The organism is Bacillus sp. RO2 (genome assembly GCF_012911845.1).
Classification (GTDB): domain Bacteria; phylum Bacillota; class Bacilli; order Bacillales; family Bacillaceae_I; genus Sutcliffiella_A.
On record NZ_JAAXCU010000017.1, the window covers coordinates 1 to 21,718 of the forward strand.

A 21,718-nucleotide genomic window follows, 5' to 3' on the forward strand; every position below is an offset into this window, starting at 1 on the left:
GGGGTCTCCACCTAGCGCTATCTCCCTCAGGACAAGGAAGGCTTCGGCAGCGAAACATCGCACGAAGAAAATGCGTAGCATTTTCGAGGAGTCTTCGCCTTTTGCTCCAATCACCAGCTAGGAATTAATAAAAACTTTACGTTATCAGTTTTTCAGTGGCCACCTTTGTTGAGGGGTCTCAAGCTACCGCTATCTCCCTCAGGAGTCTTACGCCTTGCACTCCAAACTACCAGGTGGTACCCAAGCTAGAATAAAATTAAGTTTGATGAAAATACAAAAAGGCCCATTCATCCCCTAGAAGAAGGGACGAATGGACCGTGGTACCACCCTTATTATTTCACACAAAAAGTTGCAGAAATCACTTGCCTTGTAACGTAAGGATACGTCATAGCCTACTAATTGGTTCAGCCATGAAGCTCAGAAGTCCATTCCTAAACGTTAGCTGTTTGTTCACACCAACCACAAACTCTCTAAAAACTAAGCTATTTAGTACTACTCTTCCTCATTGCTTATATTAATTAAATGTTCTCTTATTATAACTATTTAGATGGTATATATCAACTGTTGTAATACATAAATAGTGAAATCAACATACATATTAACAACAATAAGGAAGCTAATAATATTTGTTGGGTCGATACAGGTTGTAATAGTTCTGATGGTGGTCTCATTTCATTTCTAATATCTTCTTCCAATTCTTTGTCTGGTTGTGAAGAAGCAAAGATTCTCCTGAAACTATAGGTAATTCCATCAAAAAAACCTTTTTGGACCACTAATGTGAATAATGAAATAAAAATAAAAACACTAGATATGATAAAAGATGTATTGATAAACGAGAGCAGGGTAATCTCTCCATAATAAATCCAGCTTGTGCCGAATGTAGCTAAAAGCAAAATAGAGAAAATGATTAATGAAGTTCGAATGGAAATATTCATGCTTCCTCCTATAAGACGTTTAAAGTTAGTTATCTAAATTGTATTGTAATGAAATGAATAGAATAAGACAAATTTAAAGAAACTATAAAAGGATTTACTTGTAAAGGTTAGAGGAAAGATATGTGTAATATTTGTAAATGAATTGTAATAAATGGAACGTTCTTGTTGGATTGTTTATAGGACTTTAGAACTATTTTTGTAAAGAACATGCTTGAAATATCAGTATTTTGTAAAGTTGACGTTAAATTTATGAATGCACAATGTTTAGAAAACTTGTATAATAGAAATCGTTACCTCGAAACACAACAAATTTCGACATAATTTTCTAGGGGGTTAAGTAAATGAAAAAGTCAAAATATTTACTTCTTTTAGCGCTTACACTTGTACTTAGTGCTTTCTTAGCTGCATGTGGCGGCGGAAATTCAGCGCAAAACAATGGAGGACAAGGGGACACTCCACCATCTGGTGAAGGAGAACCAACAGGTCCACAAGTACTTAACGTCGTTGATTCTGCAGAAATTCCAACTATGGATACAGTACAAGGTACTGACGCAGTAGCATTTAACGTAATGAATAACGTTTTTGAGGGTCTTTACAGACTTGGAGAAAATGATGAAGTAGTAGAAGGTGTTGCGAAAAGTCATGAAGTATCCGAAGACGGTCTTACTTATACTTTCACATTACGTGAAGATTCCGTATGGTCCAATGGCGAACCTGTAACAGCAAACGATTTCGTTTTTGCTTGGCAGCGTGCAGTAGATCCTAATACAGGTTCTGAGTATGGTCCATATATGATGAATGGGAAAATTAAAAATGCTACACAAGTTTCTGCTGGGGAATTACCACTTGAAGAACTTGGTGTAAAGGCACTTGATGAATTTACTCTTGAGGTAACACTTGAGCAACCAGTTGCTTATTTCGAATCTTTAATGACATTCCCTACGTTCTTCCCACAAAACCAAAAGTTCTTGGAAGAACAAGGTGACAAATATGCATTAGAAGCTGACACTCTAATCTACAACGGTCCATTTACATTAGACAGCTGGGAGCATGAAGTTGGCTGGACAATGAAGAAAAATGCTGACTATTGGGATGCTGAAACAGTAAAACTTGATGAAGTCAATGTAAAAGTTGTTAAAGAGGTTTCAACTGGTGTAAACTTATACACTGCACAACAAATCGATATCTCTCCTGGTTTAACTTCTGACTTTGTAACTCAGTACAAAGAAGATCCAGACTTGATTTCTTACCTGGAGCCAACTATTTTCTGGTTTAAATTTAACCAAACAAAGAACGAAGCATTAGCGAATGTTAACATCCGTAAAGCAATTTCTATGGGCTTCAATAAGCAAGACATGGCTGATTATGTATTAAACAACGGTTCTATTCCTGCAAACTATTCTGTACCGGTTGAATTTGTTCAACATCCTGAAACGGGTGAAGACTTCCGTGAGAAAAACGGCGATTTCAATGAATTTGATGCAGAAAAAGCAAAAGAGTATTGGGAAAAAGGTCTTGAAGAGTTAGGAACAGATGCTTTAACAATTGAAATCCTTGGTGGAGACACTGAAACTGCAAAAACTATGCAAGAATACCTTCAAAACCAGATGCAAGAAAATCTTCCTGGTTTAACAATCAAGTTGAAAGAAGTACCATTTGCTCAACGTCTAGACCTAGATGCTGCAATGGACTACGATATGCAACTTGCTGGATGGGGTCCTGACTATCTTGATGCAATCTCCTTCTCTAACCTTTGGATTACAGATGGAGGAAACAATAAGATGGGTTATTCTAACCCAGAGTACGATAAGTTGTTGAACGACGTTATGACTACGTATGCTAATGATCCTGCTAAACGTTTTGAAGCGATGCAAGAAGCAGAAAGAATTCTTCTTGAAGAAGATGCTGCGATTGCACCGATCTACCAACGTGGTACGACAAGACTTTGGAAACCATACGTACAAAACGTTTACCGTCACAATTTCGGTCCTGACTTTAGTTACAAATGGGCTTATATCAGCGGTAAATAATGTTATACTGATATAAAAAATTCTTTTAAAATAGAGAGAAAGAGAGTATATTTGAAACATATACTCTCTTTTTCCCTGTAAGGAAATTGTCGAATTTTAGGGAAAATTATAAACAATTCGACGCATTATTTTTTTAGGAGGTGCAAAGATGACAAAGTATTTGTTGCAACGTATCTTATACATGTTTATCACCTTATTCTTAATTGCCTCATTTACATTCTTCCTGATGAAGATGATGCCAGGTTCCCCATTTACGATGCAAGATAAACTGTCAGAAGCACAGAAGTTAATTTTAAATGAAAAGTATGGACTTAACGATCCGGTTCCAGTTCAATACGGGAAATATATATTAAGCCTTGCGCAAGGTGATCTTGGTATATCTTTCCAGTATGATAACCGTAGTGTTACCAGTTTGATTATGCAACGTATTGGTCCATCTGCACAATTAGGTTTCCAAGCTATGTTCTTCGGAACAATTATTGGAATCTTCTTAGGTGTCATTGCCGCTTTAAGACAAAATACATGGGTGGACTATGGTTCCACAATACTTGCAGTACTTGGTAAGTCCATTCCTTCTTTTGTATTCGCAGGATTATTACAATATTGGATTGGTGTAAAACTTGGATGGTTCCCAGTTGCCTTCTGGTCAGGATGGGAGTTTACAGTATTGCCAACGATTGCACTAGCAATGTTCCCAATCGCTATTGCTGCACGTTTCATGCGTACAGAAATGATTGAGGTATTAGGCTCAGACTATATTACTTTGGCACGTGCCAAAGGTGCCTCAAACTTTGATATTGCAGTAAAACACGCATTAAGAAATGCCCTAATTCCAGTAGTCACGGTTCTTGGTCCGTTGGCTGTAAGTTTGATGACAGGAACACTTGTAATCGAGAAAATCTTCTCGATCCCAGGCCTTGGAGAACAGTTTGTGCGTTCCATTACAACAAACGACTATCCAGTAATCATGGGAACGACATTGTTCTTTGCGGCTTTATTCATTGTCATCGTTCTTGTAGTTGATATTCTTTATGGAATTATCGACCCGCGTATTCGCTTGGCAGGAGGTAAGAAATAATGAATAACAACAATTATGATAAATTGCCAAAGGAATTATTCCAACCGGCAGTACAAGACCCAAGTAAAAGTGAAAAAATTGCAAAGCCAAGTTTGACTTATTGGCAAACAGCTTGGTTGCGTATTAAGAAAAATAAAGCTGCTATAGCAGGTTCCGTTGTGTTAATTGTTATTGCATTCCTTGCAATCTTTGGACCATTTATGAATGACCATGGGTTTAACACACAAAATGTTACTCAAGGAAATCTGCCTCCAAAAGTACCTGGAATTGAAAATCTGGGAATTCTTGATGGAACAAGAAATGGAGTAGACGTATACGAGCAACGTGGTATCACTGATTATTATTGGTTTGGTACAGACAGTCTTGGACGTGACTTATGGACACGTGTTTGGACAGGTACACGTATTTCCTTGTACATTGCTTTATTAGCAGCATTCATTGATATGGTAATTGGTGTTGCTTATGGTGGGATTTCAGGCTTTTACGGTGGACGTACAGATAACATCATGCAACGTATCATCGAAGTTTTAGTTGGTATTCCAAACCTTGTAATCGTTATATTAATGATTCTTGTACTTGAACCGGGGATTATTGCCATTACCATTGCCTTGACCATAACAGGTTGGGTCGGAATGGCCAGGGTTGTCCGGGGGCAGGTTCTGAAGCTTAAGAGTCAAGAATATGTCCTTGCATCCAAGACGCTTGGTTCAACCAATAATCGAATTATTACGAAACACTTACTGCCAAACGTGGTAGGAGTAGTCATCATTAATACAATGTTCACAATTCCAAGTGCTATCTTCTTCGAGGCATTCCTAAGCTTCATCGGGTTAGGTTTGAAGCCTCCTATGGCATCACTTGGTACGCTAATAGACGATGGATTTAAATCCTTGCAAATCTTCCCGCATATCATGGTGTTCCCTGCAATTATCATCAGTTTGTTGATGATCGCATTTAACCTTGTTGCGGATGGATTCCGTGATGCATTAGATCCTAAAATGAAAGATTAGTTATAAAGGCAGGTGAATGACAATGGAAAAAATACTTGAAGTGAAAAACTTACATGTTTCTTTTGATACATTCGGAGGAGAAGTTAAGGCCATCCGCGGTGTGGACTTTGATCTAAAAAAAGGTGAAACATTGGCGATTGTAGGAGAATCAGGATCCGGGAAATCCGTAACTACAAAAACCGTAATGCGTTTATTGCCTAAGAATAATTCCAACATCAAAAATGGGGAAATCTTATTTGACGGAAAAGACTTGGCGAAACTCTCTGAAAAAGAAATGCAAGACATCCGTGGAAAAGACATCGCAATGATTTTCCAGGATCCGATGACTTCCCTTAATCCAACAATGCCTGTTGGAAAACAAATTATGGAAGGAATCATCAAACACCAGAAATTGAGCAAAAGCGCAGCTGCAGAAAAAGCAATGGACTTGCTTCGTCTTGTAGGTATTCCAATGCCGGAAGAACGATTTAAGCAGTACCCTCACCAATTCTCTGGAGGGATGAGACAAAGGGTTGTTATTGCGATTTCTCTTGCATGTAACCCTAAAGTCTTAATTGCAGATGAACCTACTACTGCATTGGACGTTACCATTCAAGCGCAGATTCTAGATTTGATGAAAGACCTTCAGAAAAAAATTGATACTTCCATCATTTTTATTACACATGATCTTGGTGTAGTGGCAAATGTCGCTGATCGTGTAGCAGTTATGTATGGTGGACAGATCATCGAAACAGGTACAGTGGATGAGATTTTCTATGACCCACGTCACCCATATACTTGGGGATTATTAAGCTCCATGCCTGACCTTGATCTTGGTGATGAGGATGAGCTTTATGCAATTCCTGGTTCACCACCGGATTTATCAGATCCTCCAAAGGGAGATGCATTTGCTCCTCGTAATGAATATGCGATGCAAATTGATTTGGAAATGGAGCCGCCAATGTTCCAAATTTCCAAAACGCACTTTGCGAAAACGTGGCTATTACATGAAGATGCTCCAGTAGTGGAACCACCATTGGCTGTTCAGAAGCGTCGTCGTCTCATGCCACAAAACTTCGAAAAGCCTGTTTTGGTAAAGGACGGTGGAAACAATGGCAACTAATGAAAAATTAGTGGAAATTCGAAACTTGAAGCAATATTTTAACGAAGGAAAGCCGAATATGGTTAAAGCAGTAGACGGCTTGAATTTCGACATTTACCGCGGAGAAACGCTCGGGCTAGTTGGAGAATCTGGTTGTGGGAAATCTACTACCGGGCGTACCATCATCCGCCTTTATGATGCAACAGACGGTGAAGTACTCTTCGAGGGCGAAAACGTACACGGTAAAAAGTCTAAGAAAGACTTGCTGAAGTTTAACCGTAAGATGCAAATGATCTTCCAAGATCCTTCCGCATCATTGAACCCTCGTATGACAGTTGCTGATTGTATTGCTGAAGGCATTGATATTCATGGATTGGCTAAGTCAAAGAAAGATCGACTAGCTCGCGTTCATGAACTGCTTGAGACAGTTGGTTTAAATAAAGAGCACGCCAACCGCTATCCTCACGAATTCAGTGGCGGACAGCGTCAACGTATTGGTATCGCCCGTGCACTAGCTGTGGAACCAGATTTCATCATTGCAGATGAGCCAATTTCGGCGTTGGATGTGTCCATACAGGCACAGGTTGTAAACTTAATGAAAAAGCTACAAAAGGAAAAAGGGCTAACGTATCTATTCATCGCCCATGACCTTTCGATGGTAAAATATATCTCCGACCGTATCGGAGTAATGTATTTCGGGAAAATTGTGGAGCTTGCAGATAGTGATGAGCTGTATAACAACCCAATCCATCCATATACGAAATCCTTGCTATCCGCGATCCCTCAACCGGACCCGGATTCCGAGCGCAGCCGTAAACGTTTCGCTTACGACCCAGCTTCCCATGGCTATGCCAAGGATGAGGAGTTAGAGTTGCGTGAAGTAAGACCAGGACACTTTGTCTTATGTTCAGAAGCTGAGTTTAAGAAATATCAAGCTGAGTATGCAGGTAAATAAGAACTGGTAAGTTTGTTAGGACCGATCCTCGATTGTGAGGGTCGGTTTTTTTGTTGGCGAGGACGGAGGACGGGCGGTTCTAAACGACCGAAGGACATTCAGAGGGGGTGGATGTCTAATAGAACGGTTCTATGTGACCGAAGCTCCGGAAGAAGAGGAGGAAATGTCTAATAGAACGGTTCTATATGACCGAAGCTTGGGAAAAAGAGGAGAAAATGTCTAATAGAACGGTTCTATGTGACCGAAGCTCCGGAAGAAGAGGAGGAAATGTCTAATAGAACTGTTCTATATGACCGATGCTTGGGAAGAAGAGGGGAAAATGTCTAATAGAACGGTTCTATGTGACAGAAGCTCCGGCAAAAGAAGTGAAAAGTGAAATAGAATGGTTCTATGTGCCTCAAACTCCTCCACAAAAGCAAAAACGGTAAGAGAGAACTGGTCTCTCCCCCCGAAATCCTTCCGCAAAAGCAAAAACGGTAAGAGAGAACCGGTCTCTCCGCCCTAAATCCTTCCACAAAAGCAAAAACGGTAAGAGAGAAGCCGTCTCTCCCCCCTAAATTCCCTCACAAAACCTAAAATGGTAACAGAGTCCCCTAAATGTAATCTCACAGTAAATTCATCACCCCACCACACTAGTTCTCTAGAATTATTTTGAAGTAAATTGTTGAAAAAGGTAAAAAAACAACGATTTTCCAGTATAATAGAGATAGCATATAAGAGAAGGGATTTTGAAATGAAATGATGAAAAAAATGATTAGTGGTCTGGTGGCTGCAGTCGGAATTTTCGTGTTGGGTGGAACACTTGTTCAAGCAGAAGGAGAAGAGGTACTACAAACTGCGCAACATGCAACAAAAAAGGTAGAAATAGAGACTCGCGAGCTACCTATTTCAATTGCTAGATTTGCATTTGACTCTGGTTATACATTCACCTATCCAGATGCAGTTAGAGGGATCTATGTAACAGGTCACTCTGCAGGTGGAGAAAGATTTCCACGTTTACTCGACCTTCTAAACAAGACAGATCTAAACGCAATGGTTATTGATATTAAAGATGATCATGGGTACCTGACTTACATACCGGAGGAAAAAGATTCACCATTCATGGATATTGCACAACCTTATATTAAGGATCCGAAAAAAATGATGGAAACCTTGGAGGAAAATGAAGTATATCCAATTGGTAGAATCGTAGTTTTCAAGGATACTGTGCTAGCGAAGAAACGTCCTGATTTATCTTTTCAGGAAAACGGCAAAGTATGGGTGAACGGCCGTGAAGAGGCGTTCGTTAGTCCTTTCCTAAAAGAAGTGTGGGATTACAATATTGATATTGCGATTGAAGCGGCAAAAATGGGATTTCAGGAAATACAGTTTGACTATGTCAGGTTCCCGGAAGGTTTTGAAAAGAGAGATACAACTCTTGAATATACTTATGGCGAGTACAAGGACTTGGAATTGGACAATGTGCAAAAGCGGGTTGAAGCGGTGACAGATTTCGTAGCGTATGCACGTGAGAGATTAGAACCTTACAATGTTCAAGTGTCCGTGGATATCTTTGGTTATACGGCGACGTTGCCGGAAGCACCTGGAATCGGTCAGAATTTCAGTCGGATTTCAGAACATGTGGATGTGATCTCATCCATGATTTATCCAAGTCACTGGACAGCGTATTTTGGAATTGCAAAACCAGATACAGAACCTTACAAGCTGATTGATGCGTATTCGAAGCTTGAAAATGACAAGCTGGATAAACTGGAAAACAGACCTGTTTCAAGACCATGGATTCAGGACTTTACCGCAACTTGGCTTGGGGCAGGAAATTATATTCCATATGGCCCAAAAGAAGTAGAAGATCAAATACGGGCTTTAAACGAAAATGGAATTAAAGAGTATTTGATTTGGAATGCAGGTAACAGCTATACAGAAGGTCTTGATTTTACCCCGTTAAATGACTAAGAAAAATGACTAAGAAAAAAGCTGCCAATCATCTGGCAGCTTTTTTTATTTCTTTTTCCCTCCACCAACACTTTTCCAACCAGCCTGCATGCTAGTAGACTTATCAAAGCTTTCAGAGCCCTTTTTACCGCCAAAAAGCTTTTCCCCGATACCATTTGTAAGCACGCCCATAACAGCGGTAATACCGATCACCAATATAGCCACGATGGTAAAATCCATGAAATATTCAATCAATACCATACATCCCCTTTGTCTTATGTAATCGTATACAAAAAACAACCTTACTCTTATTGTATGTTATGTTTAAGAGAAAAGGAAGAGGGTATATTAACACTGAAGTCTGTTCAAGTTTGTTATACTTAAAGTGTACATAGAGAAATAACGAAAGGGGAGTCTTTTTACAGAATGAATTGGTATGAGAAATTAAATCAGTATTTTCCAGTAGAAGAAATGAAATCGAGGGAACATATGGAGCTTCTTTTAAAAGAGAGAGGGGACATATATCATAAAGATGAGGGAGAGCATCATGTACTGATGTATGTGGAGCTTGATAACTTCCTCTTCATTGACTACTTGTTTGTTTCAAAAGATGCCAGAGGAATGGGTCTTGGGCATAAGCTCTTAGATAAAATGAAGGAAAAAGGGAAGCCGATTATTTTAGAAGTCGAGCCTGTTGATTACGAAGATACAGATACAGAGAAAAGACTTCGTTTCTATAAAAGAGAAGGCTTTGAACACGCTTCATCTATCGGCTATAGACGTCGTTCTCTTGCAACAAATGAAGTGAATGCGATGGAAATCCTGTATTGGTCACCTACGGATGCAAGCGAAGAAGTCATCTACGAGGGAATGAAAGCTACATACGAGCAAATTCATACGTATAAAGATAAAGAATTGTACGGTCAATCTTATGATAAAGTTGACAATGTACTTACTTATGATGAAGATGATGATAATGAAGATATTTTGTCAAAATTATAATGAATAAGAAAATCCCCTGGAAATAATAAGCTGCAAGCTTTATTTTCGGGGGATTTTTATATCACTCTATATTTTTCTCATATGCATTCTTCATCAAGCCTACAATCTTGGAATATCCCTTATCATTAGGATGTATATCGTCCTCCGAGATGTGCGTCCATTCCAATGCTTTTCCCTCAAAAGCTTCATAAGGGTCAATCACCAGTGTTTTAGGCTCATCTCCATACTCCTTTATAAAGGCATTAAATAATGGGGCATACTTCGCTCCAAGGTCCGTCCATTCATGACTTTCTGGATAGGGATTATAGAGTCCTAAAAGAATGATAATAGCATCAGGATTCAGTTCACGCAACAACTTATAGGTCTCCTGATATGTTCTCTTCAAAATCTCCAAACGAATATTAAGTGCTGACTCATCTTCGCCCTCTGGTACGGAGCGAATGGTTTGCAAGAAATCGTTGCCTCCGATGGAAACAGAAATAACTCCAGCTGTCTTTAAGCGATTTTGCAAAGCCTCATCTGCAGTCAGCAATGCCAACAAGCCAGAGGAGGAAAGACCTGGTATACCATAATTCTCTACCATAACATTGTTTTCTTGACGTAAATACTTCGTAAATTGAGGTACAAAGCCGTAAATGCGTAAATAGTTTTCTTCAGACGATCCCAGGCCTGCAGTTAATGAATCTCCAATGGCTATATAGGTAATGTCACCTGGAGATTCAGCAGTTGCAGGAGGATAAATAACAAAACTTGAAACAACCAGTATTACAACGAAAACCCATTTTTTCAGCATGTTAATCATCCTCCCGCAAATTTTTTCAAACATCTAGTTTCTCTAATTTTTTCAGCTTTCTTTTTTCCTTAAACTTATCAAACAAATAGTAAACAACCGGTATTAAAATTAGCGTTATGATGGTTGCAAAACTTAGACCGAACACAATTACGATTGCCATCGGCTGCTGGATTTCCATCCCTTCTCCAAAGCCCAAGGTTAATGGAATCAAGCCTAAAATGGTCGTAAGAGCCGTCATGAAAATTGGACGCAAACGAGTTGGACCTGCTATAAGAATAGCTTCCCAGGTTGTTTTGCCTTCGCGTTTCATCATATTTACATAGTCGACAAACACGATGGCGTTATTGACTACTATCCCTGTCAGTATCAGCATTCCTACAAGGGAACCGACGCCTAGTGGTTGCCCGGTGACGAGCAGGCCAGTGATGATTCCAATGATTGTCAGAGGCACGCTGAACATAATGATAAATGGATAAAAATAAGACTCAAACTGTCCGGCCATGACCATGTAGACAAGTACAACAGCAAGTGCCAGAGCTCCACCAAGCTTGAAAAAGGCGTCATTCATCTGTTCATCCTGTCCACCAATTGTTATTTTATATTGATTATTTGGAATGTAGATGTTTTCTTTGAGTGTTTGTTCCACATCATCAATGACGCTTCCAAGATCGCGGTTCACAATGTCAGCATTAACTGTAATTTCACGGTTTCTGTCTGTACGGGTAATCTGGCTTGGGCCTTGCCCTCTCTCAACGCTTGCTACCGCTTGAAGCGGAATATTTTCACCTGTTGGTGTATTAATCAATAATTTCTCCAAGTCTTGAATGGAAGCGGTATACGTATCCTCAATGGTTAAACGTATATCAAGTTCAGCACCGTCACGTGCCATTCTGGATGCGACAAGTCCTTTTGTCGCATTAGAAACGGCAGAAGCAATCTGTGCACTGCCAATCCCAAACTGGCTTGCCTTGACTCTATCGATATCTACCACAATTTCCGGATTTCCTTCTGTATAGTTAGAGGACGGTTCCCTGATTCCATCAATCTCTGAAAGAAGTTCAACTGTCTCATCCGCCATTGCTTTCAGCGTGGTCAAGTCAGGCCCTGTTATACTTAAGGATACAGGATTTTGAGAGAACCCTGAATCTCCTGAAGAAAGGGAGATCTCAGCACCAGGAATATTCTCAAGTTTTTGCCTTATTTCGTCACCAACGAGTTTGTCCGACCGGCTCCGTTCCGTAACTGGTGTCAAAAGGATGCTGTAGTTTGCCCGGTTGGTCTGGGTACCAGCTGAAACTGAGAAGTTGTCTGTGCCTCCGACTGTAACAAACGCCAAGTCAATTTCATTAACATCAGCCAAACGTGCGTCTATATCTTCCATCACGTCATATGTAGCGTCGAGTGAGCTCCCGTCAGGTAAGCGTACCGTCATGGAAATGAAACTTTGGTCTTGCTGAGGCAAAAACTCCTTCCCAATAAAAGGGATTCCAATTAATGAAATTAAAAACAGGATAACGATGGAGGTAACGGTCTTTTTGGGGTTTCTCAACACTTTTTCCAAGATAGAACGGTACCAATTAGTGAATCCAATAAACCTCTCTTCAAAGCGAGATGTGTTTGTATTCACTTTTAAAAGTAGAGACGAGAATAACGGCACAATGATTAACGCTGTAAACAAAGAAGCTAGTAACGAGAAAGATACGACAAGTGCGAGTGGCTTAAATAATTGCGCAGCCAGTCCGTCCACAAATACAATAGGTAAGAAAACAATGACGGTGGTCAAAGTAGAAGCGATGATGGCAGGGCCGACCTCGCTAGTTCCTTCTATGGCCGCATCTTTCATGGAATATCCTTTTTGTCTTAAACGATAAATATTTTCCAAAATAACAATGGCGTTGTCGACCATCATCCCAATTCCAAGCGCAAGTCCCCCTAGTGTCAGTAGGTTCAACGTTTGGCCGCTAAAGTACATAAAAATAAAGGTGGCCACAATGGAAACGGGAATGGAAAATAAAATGATTAAGGTACTGCGTATATTTCGTAAAAAGAAGAACAGTACAAGTGCAGCTAACAAACTACCAGCAATCATGTTGGTTGTCACGGCTCTAATAGATTGTTCAATAAATTGACTTTGGTCGAATATCGGTTTTATTTCTACCCCTTCAGGCAGGTTGCTTCTAATTTCCTCTAGCTTTTCTTCAATATTGTTGGCAACGGTAACCGTATTGCTGCCAGACTGCTTCAATATGGACATTCCTACTGCAGGTTCTCCATTCAAGTAGCTGAGCTGCGTTGTCGGTTGAAGAGTTTCTTTCACTTCACCGAGCTGATCTAACTGAATGACTCCTTTTGGAGTAGGGATGGGGAGCGTCTGTATGTCATAAATGGACGCATATTCTCCAGTAATCCTTATTGGCAGGTTTTGATTTTGATCTGTCAGAGAGCCGCCAGGAAGGTTTAAATTTTCGGCTGCAATAATCTGTTGTAATTGATCAATTGATACATCAAAGGAAGAAAGCGCATTAGGATCCAATGTTATTCTTACTTCGTTTTCAGCTCCGCCCTCCACTGAAATGGACGCGATTCCGTCTACACTACTTAATTGAGGTTCAATATCTTGTTCCGCCAACTGCTTTGCCTTGGTCATTTCTCCAGAAGGATCTGTAATGGCTAGTTGAACGATGGGAAGATCACTTGGGTTAAAGCGGAGAACCCTCGGTAGATTAGCACCAGAAGGGAGAAAGTCTCGTACCGAATCAATACGCTCCCTCATATCCAAGGAGGCAAAATCCATATTCGTTCCCCAGGTGAAAGACACGAGAACCAGCGAGCCTCCTGTTCGTGAAATGGAGGTCACTGACTCCACATTCGGCAATGTGCTCATTGCATCCTCAAGCGGAGAAGATATCAGGTTCTCTATCTCTTCAGGACCTGCGCCCTCATAGGTGGTGGTTACCGCTACGATTGGAAAAGTTAATTCAGGAAACAAGTCCACCGGCATTCCGCGCATACTGACGGCACCTAGTATTAACATAAGTATGATCACCATTGACATCGCAATGGGACGTAAGACAGAAAGCTTAGCAATTTTCATCTAATAGGTTCACTCACTTTGTTCTGTTATTTCTGCACCGTCTTTTAATCTTTCTTTTCCGTTTACGGCTACTTTCTGGCCTTTAGTAACTCCTTTAAGAATCTGGATAAATTCATTGTCACGGAACCCGGTTTCAACATCCTGTCTCACCGCTTTATTCTCTTCAATGACATAAACATAAGGATTTTCTTCTTCATATAATATAGCGTCCATAGGTACAACAGTTTGGGCTTCCAGGTTATCCACAGCGACATATGCAGTTGCTCTCATACCGCCTTTAATGACTAACTCTGAATTGCTTACTGGAATGGTGACAGAAAACATATTTGTCTGCTGGTTAACTGTAGGGGACACGGTTTCTATTTTGGATTCGAATGAATCTGACAATCCTTCAAAGGAAATCGTAGCATCTTGCCCAGCTTTTAGTTTACTTACTTGATAACTGTTCACTTGGAAAGTTGCTGCTATGTTATCTAATTGAATGATCGTTCCGATTGGAACATTGGGTGTCGCGATTCCATCATTTACAACATTCAATTCAGAAACAATACCGTCAATCGGGCTAGTAATCGAAGTGGCATCAGCCATTTGCTGTGCTTGCTTCAGCCCCTGTCTAGCCTGATTTAATTGAGCTTCCATTTCCATGGTATTGAAGGTAGGCATCTGTTGGATTTGGCTGGCAGCTGTAGCAAGCTGGGCCTGTTTAACCATTACATCTACCGTGCTTTGTACCAAATCAAGCGAAGTAACAGCCCCTGTGTCAACGCCATCCAAAAGAGCTTGAGATTTTTCTAAACTTTGGTTTAATTCTTCCTGTAACTTGGGTATATCAGAAAGAGAGGCCTGACTTTCAGCTGCCTCTTGCATTTCTTTCATTTTTGAAAGGGCATTTTCTAGCTCGGTAACTGCACTCTGAGCTTGAACTACCTGCTCGGTTGCAGCTTCAGAATCCAAAGAAACAATTAAATCGCCCTTTTTCACTATATCACCAATTTTTACATGAACAGATTCAACGGTTAGGGGGGAGGTAGTTAGGAGTGGTACTTGTGTTTCAGGTACAGCCAGTCCGACCAATTCAATCGTGTTGCTGATATTTTTCTCTGCAACTGCAGCGACGGTTACTGGGATCTTATTGGACTCTGTATTCTGACTTGTAATCTCTTTTTGACTGCAAGCGGTTGAAATTAATAGTACGAACATGGCAGGAAGCAGCCAATATTTTTTCAACATATATCACCTCATACTTATCTTGTCTAATTATAAAACTAACATGTATTACAAACCCTTACAAATCCTAACTATCGAAGGGCTATGGAATCCATATATTTGTTACTACTTTGTGAACAAATGAAAAATAATGAGAACTAATTTCAATAATATGAAACCTTCTAGGACAACCAAACGTCTGAATAAATGTAAGCCAAAACTAAAGTAAACAATTGGTCCTTCAAATTCCCCCTTTAGATTGGAGTGCAAGGTGTGAGACTCCTGAGGGAGATAGCGGTAGCATGAGACCCCGCAGGCGAAGCCGAGGAGGCTCAAGCACCGCCCCTAGGCAAGCGAACACCTGGAACGGAAATCTAAAGGGAGTAAATGCGAGTAAAATTTGAACATGCTGTGACAACTTGTCCGACTTTAAAAATACTATACCTTTTTAGTCGGAAATCGTGTATAATAATCAATAGAGATTACTTATTTAGAGTAATTTCAAATTGAGAGCGATTCACAATTAGAAACGTTCAGCATGTTCTTTCGAATAATACTAGATAAAAAGGAGAGGAAAGTTCATGGTAACCCTATATACATCTCCAAGTTGTACTTCTTGTCGTAAAGCAAAACATTGGTTAGAAGAACATAACATTCCATATACAGAAAGAAATATTTTCTCTGAGTCTTTATCCATTGATGAGATCAAAGAAATTTTAAGAATGACGGAAGACGGAACAGATGAAATCATCTCAACCAGATCAAAAATCTTCCAAAAACTGAATATAAATGTAGAAGCAATGCCGCTTCAAGAATTATATTCCGTTATTAAAGAACACCCTGGTCTGTTAAGAAGACCTATTATCATAGACGAAAAACGACTACAAGTAGGGTACAACGAAGATGAGATTCGCCGTTTCTTACCAAGAAAAGTAAGAACCTTCCAATTAAGAGAAGCACAAAGATTAGTTAACGGCTAATAATAATAAAAACTTCTACATGCATCATCGCATGTAGAAGTTTTTTTATTCCTATTAGTTCCCTTGGACACCTTATTGATTGTAGTACCAGGTGTGAGACTCTGTAAGCGGAGCGAGGCCAATGATATTGAAATAATACTATGTAATTTCGAGCTGTGGATTGGAGCAAAAGGCGAAGACTCCTCGAAAATGCTACGCATTTTCTTCGTGCGATGTTTCGCTGCCGAAGCCTTCCTTGTCCTGAGGGAGATAGCGCTAGGTGGAGACCCCGCAGGCAAAGCCGAGGAGGCTCTCGTCAGCCCCTAGGAAAGCGCAGCCATTTGCGGAAATCCACAGCGGTGTCTAAATAATATCTTAATTCAAATACTTTATCAGTGGCCTTGGCTAAGCCGAGGAGGCTCAAGCCCTGTCCAATGGATAAGCGAACACCTGAAACGGAAATCAATAAGTGTTAATGGAGCAACTTTAGCGTATTTTAAAAAACTGCTTTTTATACAGCCCTGTAAAAACTAACATACCTAGAATTAGCACATAAGGAAAAAACGTCTGCCACTCACCCTCAGGTAGCATAACAGCAACCCTAGGTTCAAAAATAATCATCTTTCCGGCCGTATAACACAATATGCTTGCTCCAAAATAGATAATTATAGGATATTTCTCCATTGCTACTAATATAATCTTACTCCCCCATATAATTATTGGTATAGAAAAAACCAGACCAATGATCACCAAATAAAAATTACCATGTGCAGCACCTGCAACAGCCATTACATTATCTATTCCCATAACGATATCGGCAATCACTATAGTTTTAATAGCAGCGCCAAGGGAGTGCCTGCCCTCAACAATCGTTTCATTTCCTTGATCAAGAATTAATTGTGCTGCTATATAAACCAGTAACACTCCACCTACAAATTGCAGGAATGGAATGGCTAAGAGGTAGACGGCACATATGGTAAGCAATATTCTACAAACAATAGCTAGAAGTGTACCAATTATGATTGCTTTGTTGCGGTGACGCTCAGGAAGATTGCGGCATGCCAGCGCTATTACTATAGCATTATCTCCGCCAAGCACTATATCAATGCCAATGATGAGTAGTATGGAAGTTATCAATTCCAGCTCCACTTTATCGCCCCTTCTTGTCCCAGTCCTATATAAATATAGTGGTCAAGAAGAGAGATTATGCCATAAAAGTTGGGTGAAATCTTGGCCATGGGGTTTTCCAAAACGTAAGGTAGGCATTTTAACGATTTTTAAAAATGTGAGCATTTTTGTTTCCATTCTTCCTTTTTTTATCATAAAATAAAAGTACAAGTATCACTCTTGATAGTACAATGTTCTTTTTATATGCTGCGGTCATGGTCTAGCTTTAAGGCTAGGTACTTGAGGTCACTACTCATCTCTTAACGGGGATGTACCACAATCTATGTTTTGCTTAAATGGACCGGAACCAACCGCATTTGCTAATCTTTGCATAGATTTTAGGTTTACTCGCTATGCTAAATGGATAAATTGAAACAATAAGGTATAAGAAATTTGTGGAGGGTCCCTTCCAAGGAAAGACGGAGGAAAATGAGAAGCGGACAATAAGAGACTGGCATTTCTCACAGAGAATTGTTTGCAAGAGAGCACGCTTATCATTTACCGAATCAGAAGGGAGTTGTTAAGAATGGAAATCGAACGTATTAATGATCATACGGTAAAGTTTTACATTTCATATGGTGATATAGAGGAACGTGGATTTGACCGCGAAGAAATCTGGTATAACCGCGAGCGTAGTGAAGAATTATTCTGGGAAATGATGGATGAAGCTCATGATGAGGAAGATTTCATGGTGGAAGGACCGCTGTGGATACAAGTTCAGGCCCTTGATAAAGGATTGGAAGTCATCGTTACCCGTGCTCAGTTATCTAAAGATGGAAAGAACTTCGAGGTTCCTGTGTCAGAGGACAAGCGAATTGACATCCCAGTTGATGAACGCATAGAAGCGTTGCTTGACCAGCACTTTAATTCATCAACGAAAACAGATGAAGCAAAAGACGACAAGCTGGAAGAGGAAAAAGACCTTCTGCAATTTATGGTCCGGTTCAGAGATCTTGAGTATATTATTTCAGCCAGTCACCGATTGCAGCACTTAGAAAACTTAAGCAACCATCTGTACTTCTACGAAAAAAGCTACTACTTATATGTTGATTTTTCAAGTGAGCATTATACAGATGAAGAAATCGACAATGTACTAAGTGTGTTACTAGAATACGGGGAAGAATCAGCCATCTCCATTCACCGTCTTCAAGAATATGGTTCGGAAGTTGCCAAGGACGATGCAATGAAGGAAATGACGAAACATTTTCCTCTAAAATAATGGAAGGCCGATTTCACAAGTTGAAATCGGTTTTTTCAGATTTAAATGACGATTAATAACAGATAGATTTGGCGTGTGCGCTCTAGGATAGAGGAGAAGTGAGTCAGTTGAAAAATACCATTCGTGTTATCGTATTTATATTAGTAATCGGTGCCGTTTTATTTGCAACCCAAGGCCTGTGGGAAGGATGGTTATTAGGATCCATTTCCATATTTTTTACTATTTCTGTCGTCTTTATTGCTTTTTTAATCTCCCTAGAAAATAGACATCCGACTAGAACGCTAACTTGGCTGGTTGTCTTAGGGAGTTTTCCGGTACTCGGATTTTTCTTTTATTTGATCTTTGGGCGTAATGTCAGAAAGAGAAGGCTCTTTCAAAGGAAAGCCCTTCTGGACAAGGAGGTACTGGAGGAAGTCGAAGGAACCAGAGAATATACCGAACATGATATGCGACTCCTGGATGAGAGTAAGAAAGGGATTTTTCAACTATCACAAAATATTGGAAGGAGTCCCATCTCCTTCGATACAGAAACAGTAGTTTTGACTAACGGAAATCAGACCTTCACTAGGATTTTAGAAGAAATAAGCAAAGCTAAACACCATATCCATTTTGAATATTACATTGTTAGAGATGATGAAATTGGTACGCAAATTAAAAATCTATTAATTGAAAAGGCAAAGAGCGGGGTACAGGTACGATTTCTGTTTGATGCAGTCGGAAGCTTTCAACTAGGCGGTAAATACATAAAAGAGCTCCGTGCCGCAGGAGTTGAAATTGTATCGTTCTCACCTGTAAGGGTACCTGTATTTAATAATAAAATTAATTTCCGTAACCATCGGAAAATCATTGTCGTGGATGGGGATGTAGGTTTTGTTGGTGGCCTGAATATTGGGGATGAGTATCTCGGTCGTGATGAATATTTTGGTTTCTGGAGGGATACTCATCTTTATGTAAGAGGAGAAGCTGTTAGGACGCTTCAGTTAATATTTCTCCAGGACTGGTATTACGCAACAGACGAATCTCTGCTTACCCCGAGCTATCTGACTCCGGCCTTGGCAAACGGAGAAGGGAAGAAATATGGTGGAGTTCAAATGATTGCAGGAGGTCCCGATCAAGAGTGGGAAGTGATCAAAAGTTTATACTTCTCCATGATCACCTCCGCTCGCAGCTCCATTTGGATTGCCTCTCCATACTTTGTTCCTGATGACGATATTTTCACTGCGCTGAAGGTTGCAGCACTAAGCGGTTTGGATGTCCGGTTATTGGTGCCCAAAAGGCCAGATAAGCGCATAGTTTACTATGCTTCAAGATCCTATTTTCCAGAAATGATGGAAGCAGGGGTGAAGATTTTTCAATATGAAAAAGGCTTTCTGCATAGTAAGGTGGTGGTGGTCGATGAACAGGTTGCATCGATTGGAACAGCGAATATGGACATGCGAAGCTTCCATCTCAATTTTGAAGTAAATGCTTTTTTATATAATACCGATAGTGTGAAGACACTTGTTGAAGATTACGAGCAAGATTTACATGATGCGAAACCGATAGCAAAAGAGGTTTTTGCCACCCGTCCTTTTTATCAAAAGGTGTTTGAATCGTTGGCAAGACTGGCCTCACCACTTCTATAAAGCCGGAAAAATTTTTCCGGCTTTTTTTGTATGAATTACAAAACAGGTTATTTTCCGTTCCAGGGGCTTCGCTTGCCTGCGGGCGTCTGCGCGCCTTCCACTTCAATCAACTTGATAACTTCATTCATTTAAGGTTAATGAAAGGCTGTCTAATCGAGTTATCTGTCTTTACTTAAATTCTAGCTGTGGATTGGAGCAAATGGCGGAGACTCCTGAGGGAGATAGCGCTAGGTGGAGACCCCGCAGGCGTTGCCGAGGAGGCTCCAGCAGCGCCCCTAGGAAAGCGAAGCCATTTGCGGAAAGGAACAGCCGCGATTAAACAATCAAATAAAGTTTTTTGTTATTTTTTGAAGGGAATTGTCTTTATGAGTCGAATGGTATAGTGGTGTAAAAATATCTACCGAAAGGTGTGTTGGAATGTTTGTTGCAAAAAGAAAGGACGGATCTTTCTTTTCTTTATTAGATTGGAAGAACCGAGAAGATGTTGAGCGCCTTACAAAAGGGGAGTTGTTTTTCTGTCCAGCTTGTCATCGAACTCTTCAACTAAAACTTGGTCAGGTAAGAAAAGTACATTTTGCCCACATGAATGACTCCTGCAACGCCTCCTCAGAATCAGAAACTCTTTACCATCTTGAAGGTAAGGCCAAGCTATACGAAAGTCTTCTCCACTCCCATAATACACCAACACTTGAACATTATATCCCGAGCACCAATCAAAGAGCAGATGTTTACTTGGAAACAGAAAATCGAAAGTATGCATTCGAGTTTCAATGCTCTACTATTTCTAAATCAGAGTTCAATCTGAGGACCAAGCTTTATGAAAGCTCTCACATCAAGCCAGTATGGATACTTGGAAAAGAAAAACTAGGAAACATACAACCACAAATGAAGTTTTCACCTTTTCAATGGCAATTTCTTCAGAGGCACAACACGCACAGTCCTCCGTATATCCTAGCATTTTGCCCCAATTCTACACTCTATTATTATCTCTATCCTTCCTTTTCCTTTAATACTTCTACCACCTATATTTCGTCCGTGACAAGCAAGAATTGGAGCGAGTTTCCTATCATGCAGAATATTCAAGGTCCATCATGGAAAGAACATTTTCTCCATTATAAAAAGAAATGGAGGTATGTCTATTCCCTATATAAACCCCATAATCACTTAAGAAAATATTGCTATGCTAAAATGAACATCCCTCTTTCGTTGTTTCCTGCTGAAATCGGTCTCCCTGTTCCTTCTTTTTACAGATTGCATACTCCTGTCATTGAATGGCAGGCATGGCTCTACTTTGATTCTATTTTCCATACTCCATTACATTCTATTTTGCATGTCCCTACAGTATTGCAAAATTTTAAGCGCCGCATTAAAGGTTCTCAAATTACTGTACGAGAATTTCCTCTAGTTAAGGTCGGGTCCTATGAGGATGCGGTAGTGGAATACTTGGACACTCTTGTCACAATTGGGGCTTTAAAGCGGGAAACCCCTGTTATTTATCGGAAAATCAAAAAGGAGCTGTCTTTTACCTCCATGGAAGATGTGTGTAAACAAGATCGTATCGTAATGGAATACTTATTGCATCTTAAACAATCTTAAGATTAATAAAACAAAAAAGGGAATAATAAGGACGTG

The 21,718-nt window shown here is 40.1% G+C and carries 17 protein-coding genes and 1 other annotated feature; of the genes, 11 read left to right on the forward strand and 6 right to left on the reverse strand.

The genetic code is table 11. The features are described 5' to 3' along the window. Positions 1-299 precede the first annotated feature (299 nt). Positions 300-515, reverse strand: a binding site (T-box leader). Positions 516-557: 42 nt separating this feature from the next. Next, complete coding sequence (locus tag HF078_RS02110) at positions 558-935, reverse strand: DUF3899 domain-containing protein (RefSeq protein ID WP_169289657.1); 378 nt, start codon at positions 933-935, stop codon at positions 558-560. Between the two features lie 341 nt (positions 936-1,276). On the opposite strand from HF078_RS02110, the gene HF078_RS02115 reads away from it, so the two are divergent. From HF078_RS02115 to HF078_RS02140, 6 genes are all read left to right on the forward strand, one after another. Then, positions 1,277-2,965, forward strand: coding sequence for a peptide ABC transporter substrate-binding protein (locus HF078_RS02115; protein ID WP_169289658.1), 1,689 nt, complete (start codon positions 1,277-1,279; stop codon positions 2,963-2,965). Between the two features lie 148 nt (positions 2,966-3,113). Next, the gene (gene opp3b, locus HF078_RS02120) at positions 3,114-4,043 is read left to right on the forward strand and encodes an oligopeptide ABC transporter permease (RefSeq protein WP_169289659.1); all 930 of its coding nucleotides are present in this window, start codon (positions 3,114-3,116) and stop codon (positions 4,041-4,043) included. Then, positions 4,043-5,053, forward strand: coding sequence for an oligopeptide ABC transporter permease (gene opp3C / locus HF078_RS02125; RefSeq protein WP_169289660.1), 1,011 nt, complete (start codon positions 4,043-4,045; stop codon positions 5,051-5,053). Before opp3b ends, opp3C begins: the two co-directional genes overlap by 1 nt. Before the next feature lie 22 nt (positions 5,054-5,075). Then, complete coding sequence (locus tag HF078_RS02130; protein ID WP_169289661.1) at positions 5,076-6,155, forward strand: ABC transporter ATP-binding protein; 1,080 nt, start codon at positions 5,076-5,078, stop codon at positions 6,153-6,155. After that, positions 6,145-7,089 (forward strand): ABC transporter ATP-binding protein, encoded by a 945-nt coding sequence (locus tag HF078_RS02135; RefSeq protein WP_169289662.1) that lies wholly within the window; start codon positions 6,145-6,147, stop codon positions 7,087-7,089. The genes HF078_RS02130 and HF078_RS02135 overlap by 11 nt, the downstream gene beginning before the upstream one ends. 741 nt (positions 7,090-7,830) lie before the next feature. Then, positions 7,831-9,042 carry a putative glycoside hydrolase gene (locus HF078_RS02140; protein WP_481747993.1) on the forward strand — a complete coding sequence of 404 codons (1,212 nt, stop codon included), beginning with the start codon at positions 7,831-7,833 and terminating at the stop codon, positions 9,040-9,042. Between the two features lie 45 nt (positions 9,043-9,087). Here HF078_RS02140 and HF078_RS02145 read toward each other — a convergent pair whose 3' ends face one another. Continuing rightward, positions 9,088-9,282, reverse strand: a complete 195-nt coding sequence (locus HF078_RS02145) for a hypothetical protein (RefSeq protein ID WP_481747992.1) — start codon at positions 9,280-9,282, stop codon at positions 9,088-9,090. A 165-nt stretch (positions 9,283-9,447) separates the two neighbouring features. Here HF078_RS02145 and HF078_RS02150 point away from each other — a divergent pair, with 165 nt between their 5' ends. Next, positions 9,448-10,023, forward strand: a complete 576-nt coding sequence (locus tag HF078_RS02150) for a GNAT family N-acetyltransferase (RefSeq protein WP_168863924.1) — start codon at positions 9,448-9,450, stop codon at positions 10,021-10,023. 61 nt (positions 10,024-10,084) lie between these two features. Here the strand turns inward: HF078_RS02150 and HF078_RS02155 are convergent, their stop codons facing one another. Genes HF078_RS02155 through HF078_RS02165 form a run of 3 tightly spaced genes read right to left on the reverse strand, consistent with a single transcriptional unit; the run spans position 10,085 to position 15,140 of the window. Then, entirely contained in the window at positions 10,085-10,816 is a 732-nt protein-coding gene (locus tag HF078_RS02155; RefSeq protein ID WP_169289665.1) for an SGNH/GDSL hydrolase family protein, read from the reverse strand. 25 nt (positions 10,817-10,841) lie between these two features. After that, positions 10,842-13,910, reverse strand: coding sequence for an efflux RND transporter permease subunit (locus HF078_RS02160; protein ID WP_169289666.1), 3,069 nt, complete (start codon positions 13,908-13,910; stop codon positions 10,842-10,844). Positions 13,911-13,919: 9 nt separating this feature from the next. Continuing rightward, positions 13,920-15,140, reverse strand: a complete 1,221-nt coding sequence (locus HF078_RS02165; protein WP_169289667.1) for an efflux RND transporter periplasmic adaptor subunit — start codon at positions 15,138-15,140, stop codon at positions 13,920-13,922. Positions 15,141-15,697: 557 nt separating this feature from the next. Here HF078_RS02165 and spxA point away from each other — a divergent pair. Continuing rightward, entirely contained in the window at positions 15,698-16,096 is a 399-nt protein-coding gene (spxA, locus tag HF078_RS02170) for a transcriptional regulator SpxA (RefSeq protein ID WP_060666637.1), read from the forward strand. A gap of 465 nt (positions 16,097-16,561) precedes the next feature. Here the strand turns inward: spxA and HF078_RS02175 are convergent, their stop codons facing one another. Continuing rightward, positions 16,562-17,224 (reverse strand): TerC family protein, encoded by a 663-nt coding sequence (locus HF078_RS02175; protein ID WP_169289668.1) that lies wholly within the window; start codon positions 17,222-17,224, stop codon positions 16,562-16,564. Positions 17,225-17,768: 544 nt separating this feature from the next. Between HF078_RS02175 and mecA the strand changes: the two genes are divergently transcribed. The 3 genes from mecA to HF078_RS02190 all read left to right on the forward strand — a co-directional run bounded on the left by mecA (position 17,769) and on the right by HF078_RS02190 (position 21,682). Next, positions 17,769-18,461: an adaptor protein MecA gene (mecA, locus tag HF078_RS02180; RefSeq protein ID WP_169289669.1), complete on the forward strand. Its 693-nt coding sequence runs from the start codon at positions 17,769-17,771 to the stop codon at positions 18,459-18,461. Positions 18,462-18,568: 107 nt separating this feature from the next. Further along, a complete protein-coding gene (gene cls / locus HF078_RS02185) occupies positions 18,569-20,086 on the forward strand; it encodes a cardiolipin synthase (protein ID WP_169289670.1) in 1,518 nt (505 codons plus the stop codon). 417 nt (positions 20,087-20,503) lie between these two features. Then, positions 20,504-21,682: a competence protein CoiA gene (locus HF078_RS02190; protein ID WP_169289671.1), complete on the forward strand. Its 1,179-nt coding sequence runs from the start codon at positions 20,504-20,506 to the stop codon at positions 21,680-21,682. The last annotated feature ends 36 nt before the right edge of the window (positions 21,683-21,718 follow it).